Here is a 10,155-nt window from a genome sequence, read left to right as displayed (position 1 = left end):
ACTTATATTCTGCAGCAAACACCGAAGTTGCTTCTGCCAAAAAACTTGTAACACCAACACCATAAGAAGTACTTAGATATAGCCCTTGGAACATTATCGGAGATATATACCTCACGAAAACATGAACTGGCAAAACAATAGCAAAAAAAAGTTTTTTCCTAGAAATTGACACTAAAAGTAATATTAGAAAGACATACATGACATCTAGTACTGTGATAATGTTTTCAGAAAGATAAACACTGCCACCTGTAGGCAGGGGCGATTTAGTGAACCACTGCATAGTAAATGTGAACCAAGTAGAGAGTAGCATCAGAAAAGCGAATCTTCCAATTCGATCGGCATTCCACCAAGAATCCAGAATAGTCTCCATGGAGAACCGTGTTTTTTTCTTGAAAGTGTCCTTTCTGAATACCCTAATAGCTGTTCTTGCTACGAAGTTCAGTACAACTATCATCCAAATAGCCTTTGACAAAATTGATTGGTATGCAATCATAAACATGCACACTAGTATTCCAAGCCATCTTGGATTTCTAATAAAAGCACCATTTTCGATTACCGTTATCGTTCGAATCTGCTCTAATTCTCTGTTAGAATTTCGAATTCCCACTAGAAGAATTAAAGCCATGCTCATTGCGATATCGATATCGTTAGTTTTGCCTAATGTAATAACAAAAATACGAAAGTTGATAATAGTCAGTAACATAAAGACCAGCACAATACTCAGGGTTAATGCGTATCTGTGCATTGCTTTCCTATACTGCCAGTAGAACGGTTGACTTCTATACCTATTTGCATCAGAGGAAATCAAACCGAAAAAAGTGTATCCCAAAACACTAATATCACAGAAGAACGCCAAGTATTCTACTAATGGTAAAGATAGTAACTTGCTCAGGAGTAAATGCAGTGTTCCAAAAATACCAATCCCTTCAACGAACGCCGTCCAGTCAAATATTGTAAGCATTGCTATTGGAAAGAAAAGAGCGAATCTTAAGACAACTAACAGAATTACTGGGATTTTTATGCGAAAGGCCCAGTCAAGTGTTTCTGGAATTGTGAACTGGAATAGAATCAATGACAGTGGCAAAGACATTACTACTATTGGAGTCATTTCATTCATGGATTAACCCCCTAACCCTTTACTTTTGACGTTTTCTATAAACAGTGGCTGTCCTTCCTCTTCTACACTTGCTACCTTATTTAAAGTCGTGTTGTAGGTTTCAGTTATCTCTGCGCACAGTTATTTGAAAAGCGAATATTCATTTTGCGAAGTCAATTTTAAGCCAAAGAATGGGAGATGAACTCCTTCTTCTCTCTTTGCCGAAGTCTTTATAAAGGGGCAGAAGATAACCTTTGAAATAAGAGGAAAGCTCATTCCCTCGAAAATTCTTCTCCTTTTCTTTCGCGATTATAAGAGAGTTTATTAGCTTCAAGTTGATGGATTCTTCAAAGTAACTCTCAAGAGTTTTTTCTTCTGTCAGTTGTAGCTTTCCGAAATCTACTTCCATCCTGACCTCCTTTTTGTATAGAAGAGTCTTTGATCTTAAGGCCGTCTTATGTACCATGAGCCATTGGAGATTCTACAAGCCTCGAAATTGCCTTTGCAATTCGGACAGCGATTAGCAGAACACATGTAGGATGAATTGGGTATGCCGGGTATGTTAGCATAAACGAGCTTTCCACACCAAGGGCATACTGCCTCGGCTACACCCCCATCTTCGGGCACTTTGCCGTTGGGTTCATCACACATCTTCATTCCTCCCTTGTTTGATAATAGGATTCTCGATCGTCGCCCTGTTGAAATTACGTTTTATGACGTTACCCGTTATGCCTCTACGCACAACTGTGTTAATAATCCTATTCTGCTGATTCGCTAAGTGAGGTTTTCTGCCATATCTTTTTTCAAAATCCAAGACTTGCTTCTGAAGGCTAATGTAATCTTCTCTTACCCTCAATATGTTGGCCAGATTATTCTCGGAAACCACGATTCTGTTCTTTCCGGTGTTCTCCTTTACATAATTGGCGTAGCACCTCGGACACATCACTTGGTTGCCAATTTCGGAGAACTGGTTAGTTTCTTTCCCACAAACCGAACATGTAACCCAAATTGCTCTATTCTCTTGGTCGTACTGATTGGGTAATAGAGTAGCTATGACGGAATCTATTGAGTAATCGACAAGCCCACCAACAACAATGCTTCTATATGAGTTGTTAGGGTAAACTAATCCAGTTATAAGAGAGATAGAAAACTCCCCGTTAATGACACAGTCAACGACGTTAGATATGAATCCTAGAAAAGGATCTACGAGTGATATTTGGCCAATGAATACTCCTTTTAGAAAACCCCAGAATGACATATGAATCTCCATAAAGAGAGCGGCCAGAAATACTTCTGGCCGCCCTTCGATCTCAGATGTTTACTCCTCTATCAGTGAGATCTTTTCTGAAGAGTTCAACCTCAATGTCGTCACGAACTTCTGTCAGCCCACTTCGGGATTTTTTGAAGAATATTTCGGTAAGGCGAGCAATTTCAGTTTCCTTTATCAGACTTCTTATTCCGTTAATAACACTGTCTCTTAGTCGCTCATCTTCGTTCAGAAGCTGTACTATGTATTTCTTTGCCCAGACTTTCTTGCCATCAACGATTTTGGTAATAGGTTCATTTTCGCCAGCCAAATAGTGGTAGCTTTTCTCCTTCCTTATGATTCCAGCGGCCAACGCCGTGCGGTAAAGCTTTTCTTGATCGACGAAGGTCAAGGAGGACTTGCCGTTCAGCTCTCGCATCTTTTCCACATCGAGATTATTGAAAACGTGAAGGGGTCTTTCCTCAATAGCACTTTCGTAATTCTCTCTCATGTTGTTTAACAAAACCTGATCGCTCGACAATCCAACATACATACTTATCCTGGTGAGGTTGGGCTTTTTCGTTATTCCGGTATCTATCCATTCTTCCATGTTGTTGTAGGCTCCGGTCTTCTTGAGTTTCACTTTCACAGACTCTGGTAGATCGCTTATCAACTGGGTTAGAGTTTTTGTTGGTAGATTTGTGTAAGTGAAGAAAGCTTCGGAGATTTTTTCAAGTTCTTTCAGACTGAATATGTTTTCTACCTCTTTCTGGTCGAATCCCTCAACGAGGATGCTGTTTAGCTCTGTAGAACGTGTTCTTATGACTTCGTGAATAGAGTCGTAGAACCTCCTGAGTTCTTCAATTACAATCTCGGAGTTGATCCAAGTATTCCTTTCTATTGCATCAGGAATGGTCTTGATTATTTCCTCCAGTCTATATTTCTGACCGTCCATAATGTCATTTATCATTTCGACGCCTTTACTCATTATCCTATCTACCATCTCGAGGATCATCTTCTTAGAAAAGACATGTTCCTCACAGGTTCTTTGCGTTACTTCATCACTTGCAATATTTACGATTTCCAGTTCCTTCTTCGAGAGAAGCTCATTGACCGATCCGATAAGATCCCCCGAAATTCTTACATTGTCAAACTGCTCATGAAGCCATTCTATTGACTTCCTAATCAGAGATTCTCTCAACGAAAAATCGGTCCATTTTGCCAGAGCGAAGAGAAGCTGGTCCGCGGAATTGAGACGGTCTTGTTTTCCCTTCTTGCTGACCATAAAAGCTAAATCATCGATCGAATCGTTTACTAATTCTTTCAGTTGAGCGTCATAACCGTCAACTCTCGTATTCCAATCCTTCTTCTGTGTAGAGATCTCGGTAAGAGCTCTATCTAGATTTGAAACAAGGTTATTGTATACCACGTTTGTCAACTCAACGAAATCCTTCATTTGAGTAAGCCCACCGATAGATTTGACAGAATTCCTCATGAATTCAGTGAGAATTGTTTTTGCCTCAGATATTTGAGCTTTGACTTCAGAAGCAAGAGGAACTATTCCAATATCCCCTCTTGCAAACCTATCCAGGTATTTCTCTATGACGTTTCTGTAGTCCCTGATTGCAGGAGATGAATCGTTGTCGGTAAGCATTCTGCGGAGAAGAGACTCGAGCGTATTGTCATCTACGCGATCGATACTAAGACCGAGTATCCACTTTTGACTAACTAATGGCGAAAGGTTTTTCAGAATGGGTTTTTCCACCCCGCCTATGAGTTTCGAACTGACACCGGATAAAACTCTTTGTAGTTTCTCGAACAACTCCCCACGTATCTTTTCCCCTTCTGGATTTTGCAGTTTCTCCTTAAGAAGTGACTGGAAAATCCGCTGGGCTGCGAAAAGCGGCGCTTCATTTACATCTATCACGAGCGATCCGAGACCAAAAGACAGAATGAACTGCTTGAAACCGGTCTTCTCATCTATTTCCAGATTTCGGATGTTTCTCAAACTGGGCATGATGTTGTCATTTGTAAGTGATACTACAAACTTTGCCGTCATTGCCGCTTGTTCTTCTCTGTTGGAATATGCAAAGCCCTTATGGTTGCTGTATGTTAGCAGGTGTGCATAGTCTGCAGGTGAGGATTCGGCCCTTGAAAGGGGAATAGTCTGTTTTGCGTCTTTCACTTCAAATCTGAACTGTCTAGTGTCTTGGACGAAATAATTGAGTTCCTTCAAAGCGGCATAAGAGTTCGCGTCTAAAACTCTTTTCAGAGCCGCATCGCCTTCTTGGGCGTAGACAATATCCCCCAGGGTCATTATCAAATGCATTTCCATGGCCGCAAGCTGCAAGTTTGCCGCAATGTGCCTAACCAGGGCCAAGAAATCAAGAAACATGCCGCTTCCAGTTCCTCCTGCCAGGCCGACGGCAACGAATACGTCGATTCTGTCTTTCGTTCCCTCGAATCCTTGAAAGGCATGGAATACTTTTTGGTATATTGAGTTGAAGTTGTAATGAAATGCAAATCTGCCGAATACTCTTGTCTGTTGAGCTGCCCTTATGGAATCCTGGTCTTTTCCAAGCACATCATCGAAGAAACGTTTGTACTCCCCGTCCAATGAAGGAAACCAATTGTTATTCGGTATGAATCTTTCTCTTAGAAAGACTTTCATGCTCGGTGGAAATCTCATAACTTCGATGTTCCTTACCGCAGGGGACTTTAGATTTGCTTCGGTGTCGAATGCCTGAATTCTAATGTTGTCGCTTCGACCTCTTTCTTCTTCGAACTTGAGTATCTTCTCGATTACTTGAACTCCGAAACCACCAAGTCCGAAGACAATAGTGGGTGTCTTGTGCTTTGCCACGGAAATCCCTCCCTCTATATTCCAAATTTTTGGATTATTGTCCACCAAAGAATCGTCAAGATACATATTATGGAGAAAAAGGTAGAAGCTACAGCTGCTTTGTTCAATCTATACTTCGTGCTTCTAACGTGAAGGACAGCTTGATCCTCTCTCGTTTCGAAGGAGAAGGCGAAGAGATTCTTTCGTCCTTTCCTCACGGAAATGCGAGAACCGTCATTGAGCCTAGCCGATTCCCCAATAGCCAACGGGTATTCATCGACGAATATTGTTCCTGCAGCATCGTCAGACTTTATCACCCATTCCTCTCCGGTCGAGAATGGATCATTCTCTTCTTCAGGTTTTGCATGAAAAATCGTGAAACCATGGAGCGGAAAATTGCTCTGTTCGAATCTATAGCGCACGTCGGAGGCTCTACCAAATGTTGTTTCATTTAGTTCATCAAGCTTTAGTATGCGGCCTGCCGGGATCTGCCGCTTTTTTCTGGCGAGAGCCGGAATCAGGAATATGAGTGCCACTATGGCCGAAGCAATGGCAGCTTCCACAGCTGGAAGCGGTGCTATGACCCTAATCGCTATTGATTCTTCTGAAGGTTTCAAAGTGCCAGAAACATCACTTATGGTGACGAGACCCTCTCTTCTCTTTCTGAGAATCTTGTCAACTGACGAAAAGCGTTCTTCTAGCGAAACAAGGAACTTCAGAGAAGTCTCGCTTTTCTCCGGCATGAGAGCTACATTTCCCGGCGTTTCAATAAGAAAAGCACCGTTCTCATCGGCTGTGATGACCACTTCTGGGTCGTCTGGCTCATAGAACTCCGTTATCATAGGCGTATCGACCCAGTAATCTCTGTTGGGGAAGGCACCTCTAATAACAAGTTCTTTTCGTTTGAGAGTCATGTAAGGTCCCTGAACAACTATCTCACGCGAAGCACTTGAGAAAACGAAATCCTCAGTCGGCACCGGGTAAATCATGTATTTACCTTCGATGGGTGGAACAAATGCGACCTTGAAGAGAGAGTCAGAATCCCTTGTGAACTTATGTACTTCAGTCCGGCCATCCGGAAAGAAAATCTGAACCTCTACAGAATCTAGGACAGCATTCTTAGCCTTAGCGCTTACGATTACTTCGCTGTTACGAACTGCTCCCTTGGAAGGACTTGCTTCAAGTTTGACGATTTCTGCGCTTATTACACGCGCAGTCTTTTGCGGAACAGCAAGTTCAACTGTGACACTGTCCTTTTTATCGCCGCATTCTATGAGAACCTCTCCATATATCTTTGGAATTCCTGCCTTCGAAACCTTCGGGACGGTTCCAACGAGATTCGAGCCATCCCATTTCAAATCAACAATGGTATCTATCCCGGCTCCCTGTACGGTCAAGAATCCTTTGATTGTCTTTACGTCCAGTTCCTTACCGTCAACAGACAATTTCTTCCCGGGAACAATAAGGGTCTGATCGGTTTTTGTAAGCTTGACAAGGGCTTCCGATGTATTGCCGATCGGGATGTATCTGTCAACCAGCAGCTCAACGCTGTACTCCTGTTCAAGGGAAATGGCGATCTTGGAAGTTGTTGTTGAATCTATGACTACTCTCCAGGTACCTGACTTGGGATTCTCAACAACCCACTTCAGAAAGGCAAAGGATTCCTCAGGCTTTGTTGTCAGAGCATTTCCTTCTGGATCGTAAATGCTTACGTCTATGTATTCATCGAGAGAGGTGAGTTCGACGGACATTTTTCGAGTATTGGGGCTAATCTCGAAAGTCGTCTCTGACTTCCCAGATGAAATCGAGTAGCTTTGATACGTCTCCTCGCCTCTAATAACGGAAAGAATGTCGTTCATGACAAAGGGGATCTCGCTTCCATCGACGACCTCGTAAAACTGATTTGAGTTCTCGAAAAGCTTTGCAGCGTCCGAGATGTTTATCAAGATCTCCTTCTTGAAGTCGCCCAGCCCAATCGTGAAAATCGGAATTCCTTCCTTCAAGAACTGAGGAATTACGTCTTTGACAAGCTTCTCCAGTTCATCGAGGTCTTCTTCATCGATAGCCGAGACATTCAGCTCTCCATCAGTAAGAAACAGAACTACGGGAAAGAATCCTCTTTCCTTTGCTTCCAAAGAAACCTGCAGACCCTTTATGAATCCATCGGTGTAGTTCGTCCAGTCACGATCTCCAGGAATCCTATAAGCATCCTGAACAAGCCGAGTTCTATTGCTGTTGGTAACCTCCGTTATGGGTATGACAATATCTGCGTTTGTATCGAAACTTACATAAGAAAAGGCTTCTTGATCCTGTAGTCTTCCAATTAAAAACTCCATCCCCTTGAATCTTATGTTTTCGGGGTCTCGATTGTCCCAGTCCATGGAGCCTGAATTGTCGACTATTGTAACTAAAGCCAGAGGCTTTTGTTGAGTAACAGTCATAACCTGACCCAGCAATGAAGATTCAGAGCACAAAATGGTAAGTAAGAGCATGAAAAACACAAATGGTTTCATTTTCATGAAATCACGCTCCAACCGAGAAAAGATGTCTGTTTTCTTTCGTAACACAATGACAATGCTTCAGAGGGTGACAAAAGCTAAGTAGGCGCTTTTCCTTAATGAGTAGTTCGTCCGATTGATAACAGATAATCGACAACATCCATACCCCCAATAAGTCAATTCCTTTATGCAAAACGAATATCTTATTCTGAGGAAGAGGAGTTAATCTGAGGACGACTAAAACTTGTTTATGTTATTATACTATTTCTTCATGTGAAAGCAAACATTTTAGAATGCAGAAGAAGTCAATCGTACTCTCCAACAAATGATCAACGTGCTTTCAAAAGGGAAAATTATTGCGGATTATTGACTGCAGAATTCTTCTTTGACGATGATTGTAAGTAATGCTTAAATCTATAACCCAAGAACAACGAGGAGTTCTCTCCCCAAGACTATTCGCGTCAAGCTTACATTAATGGGTACTTCAAATTAGATTGCTTTTTGGGAGATCAATATTAAGGACCTAGTCTGCAAAGAGCTCTTGGTGATCAGAATTCTGTAAGTAAAATATTAGTCAGAACTGATTTCCGGTTTTGGAATACCTTATGAACAAAAGAGAACAGTATAAGAGAAAACGCTTTCGGAAGTACAAATTCTCTCTTCAGCAATTGGCAATTTTATCAATTGAGAAGAAGGCCTTTTGTGTATCTCGAATAGGGCTGTATCTGGTGAAGCTGAATTCAATTTTATCTGCAGTTTGAGAGTTTTGAAAAAAGTCAAATGGCAGTCGAAACAGAAGGATTGCATCAGCAAGCGAGAAAAACGGGTTTTTCTTCGTTTGTGAATGCAAGTGCAAAAACGAGCAAAGATTTATTCTTTCTGCTCATATCATTCCCGCTGTCACTACTAGAATCCCTTGTTTGATCCGCCGGGGACTCTTGCATTCAATTCCATTGGGGCAAATCAGATTTTGTAGTGGAAGTTCGTCTGGTTCTCTTCTGATTTCTCCGCTTGTCTAGCTATTTTCAGATTTATTACTGTAATAGTTGAGTCTAGACTAAGTATTTTCTTAAGGCTGAACGAAGAAGGGATCTCTTCAATAGCTAGTGTGTGAACACTGTTAACTGAATCGGGATAGAGATGACAAATTGTATAATGAACGATATCGAACATCTAAATTATAGTCTATCGAAGATCCGGTTAACGTGAGAATGACAGAGAATTGCCGGAGAGAAAGATAGCAAGCCAGGAAAGCAAGGAGTGAGGATATGACTCGAGATTCTTCAAAGGACTGGCAGGTATTCATATCGTGCAAGGTTTCAGATGGAAAAGGTGGATACACAAGAGACTGGCATCTTGCGAAGGAGCTTTACGAATTACTTGAAGCGAATTCGATAAAGGTCTTCATGAGCAGTATTTCTTTGGAGCAATTAGGAGAATCCGACTACAAGGAAGTAATTGAAGAGGCACTCGACCAAGCCCGGGTAATGGTAGTTGTTGGAACGAGCAAAGAAAATCTGAACTCGAAATGGGTCAAGTATGAATGGAACACTTTCCATAATGAAATAATAAGCGGAAGAAAGCAAGGTGGTAGAGTATTCACGATTATTGAGAACCTAACTGTGAAGGAACTACCCCTTGCGCTCAGACAGCACCAGAGTTTCAATGTTTCAGAAAAGAACAATCTTGTGAATTTCATAATAGCGGCACTGGGATTTGATTCCGTAAACCTCAGATTAGTAATCGAAAGTGATCAAGATAGTAAGAGAGCAACCTCACCCAAACATGACTCTAACTTAACCCCGCAGAAAACCGGCAGCGAACCGCCGACAAAAAGCATAACCTCGAAAAACGGTGATGAGCTAATTTGTGTTGAGGGCGGCGTCTTCATATTGGGAGACACGTGGGGAGATGGTTTTGATAAAGAAAAACCCCCCCACGAAGCTCATCATTACCCACAAGTATTGGAGAAAAGGCAAGCGAAGTGATAGATTAAGAGCATAGATTGTCTAATATAGTGAATTCTTCTTTTAATGCGGTATGGAGGTGATCTCAATGGTTGGGATAAGTGATGAGTTTGAAGAAAGCGATTTTGGTGACAAGAGGTTGAACAAGAGATTGAAGAGTATCTCAGAGGCTTTTGTGAGAAACAGTGAAAACAGCATTCCGGAAAGCTTTGAAGGCTGGTCTGAAACAAAGAGCGCATACAGATTCATGAGCAATCCGAAAATAACAAGAGAAGAGATACTTAGATCGCACACAAACAAGACAGTGGAGAGGGTAAAGGAACACGATACCATACTTGCCGTTCAAGATACGACATCGCTTGACTTCACAAGACATAAAAACACTAAAGGGTTGGGCTACCTGGATGAAAAAAACTCACATGGAATAATGCTCCATACAACACTGGCAGTCACAGAAGAAGGAAGACCATTAGGAATAATCTCACAACAAAGCTGGATAAGAGAAA

Annotated in this window: 6 protein-coding genes and 2 pseudogenes; 3 read left to right on the top strand and 5 right to left on the bottom strand. The window is 41.7% G+C overall.

All coding sequences use genetic code 11. The features are described from left to right. From B3K42_RS12620 to B3K42_RS12600, 5 genes are all read right to left on the bottom strand, one after another. Positions 1 to 1,117 (bottom strand): hypothetical protein (locus tag B3K42_RS12620; RefSeq protein ID WP_292599105.1); only part of this gene is annotated, 1,117 nt, incomplete at its 3' end. Positions 1,118 to 1,256: 139 nt separating this feature from the next. Then, entirely contained in the window at positions 1,257 to 1,505 is a 249-nt protein-coding gene (locus tag B3K42_RS12615) for a hypothetical protein (protein WP_110991251.1), read from the bottom strand. 234 nt (positions 1,506 to 1,739) lie between these two features. Next, the gene (locus B3K42_RS12610; protein ID WP_110991250.1) at positions 1,740 to 2,354 is read right to left on the bottom strand and encodes a hypothetical protein; all 615 of its coding nucleotides are present in this window, start codon (positions 2,352 to 2,354) and stop codon (positions 1,740 to 1,742) included. A gap of 52 nt (positions 2,355 to 2,406) precedes the next feature. Beyond that, entirely contained in the window at positions 2,407 to 5,205 is a 2,799-nt protein-coding gene (locus B3K42_RS12605; RefSeq protein WP_181419140.1) for a tubulin-like doman-containing protein, read from the bottom strand. 14 nt (positions 5,206 to 5,219) lie between these two features. Further along, positions 5,220 to 7,703, bottom strand: a complete 2,484-nt coding sequence (locus B3K42_RS12600; protein WP_110991248.1) for a VWA domain-containing protein — start codon at positions 7,701 to 7,703, stop codon at positions 5,220 to 5,222. A gap of 1,247 nt (positions 7,704 to 8,950) precedes the next feature. Here B3K42_RS12600 and B3K42_RS12595 point away from each other — a divergent pair. The 3 genes and pseudogenes from B3K42_RS12595 to B3K42_RS13880 form a co-directional block, all read left to right on the top strand. Next, positions 8,951 to 9,670, top strand: coding sequence for a toll/interleukin-1 receptor domain-containing protein (locus B3K42_RS12595; RefSeq protein ID WP_110991247.1), 720 nt, complete (start codon positions 8,951 to 8,953; stop codon positions 9,668 to 9,670). A gap of 52 nt (positions 9,671 to 9,722) precedes the next feature. Beyond that, positions 9,723 to 9,854 (top strand): annotated as a pseudogene (locus B3K42_RS13885) (IS4/Tn5 family transposase DNA-binding protein); the annotation flags it as partial. Between the two features lie 93 nt (positions 9,855 to 9,947). Continuing rightward, positions 9,948 to 10,155: pseudogene (locus B3K42_RS13880) on the top strand (IS4 family transposase); the annotation flags it as partial.

The sequence above is a fragment of the Mesotoga sp. UBA6090 genome, from assembly GCF_002435945.1.
GTDB lineage: Bacteria > Thermotogota > Thermotogae > Petrotogales > Kosmotogaceae > Mesotoga.
Note: the sequence above shows the minus strand (reverse complement) of the source record. Positions and strands in the feature narration are given on the sequence as shown.

What these genes read in the sequence shown, in the direction of transcription:
- B3K42_RS12610 (WP_110991250.1), bottom strand. Translation starts at nt 2,354, where the DNA reads ATGTCATTCTGGGGTTTTCTAAAAGGAGTATTCATTGGCCAAATATCA.
- B3K42_RS12600 (WP_110991248.1), bottom strand. Translation starts at nt 7,703, where the DNA reads ATGAAAATGAAACCATTTGTGTTTTTCATGCTCTTACTTACCATTTTG.
- B3K42_RS12615 (WP_110991251.1), bottom strand. Translation starts at nt 1,505, where the DNA reads ATGGAAGTAGATTTCGGAAAGCTACAACTGACAGAAGAAAAAACTCTT.
- B3K42_RS12595 (WP_110991247.1), top strand. Translation starts at nt 8,951, where the DNA reads ATGACTCGAGATTCTTCAAAGGACTGGCAGGTATTCATATCGTGCAAG.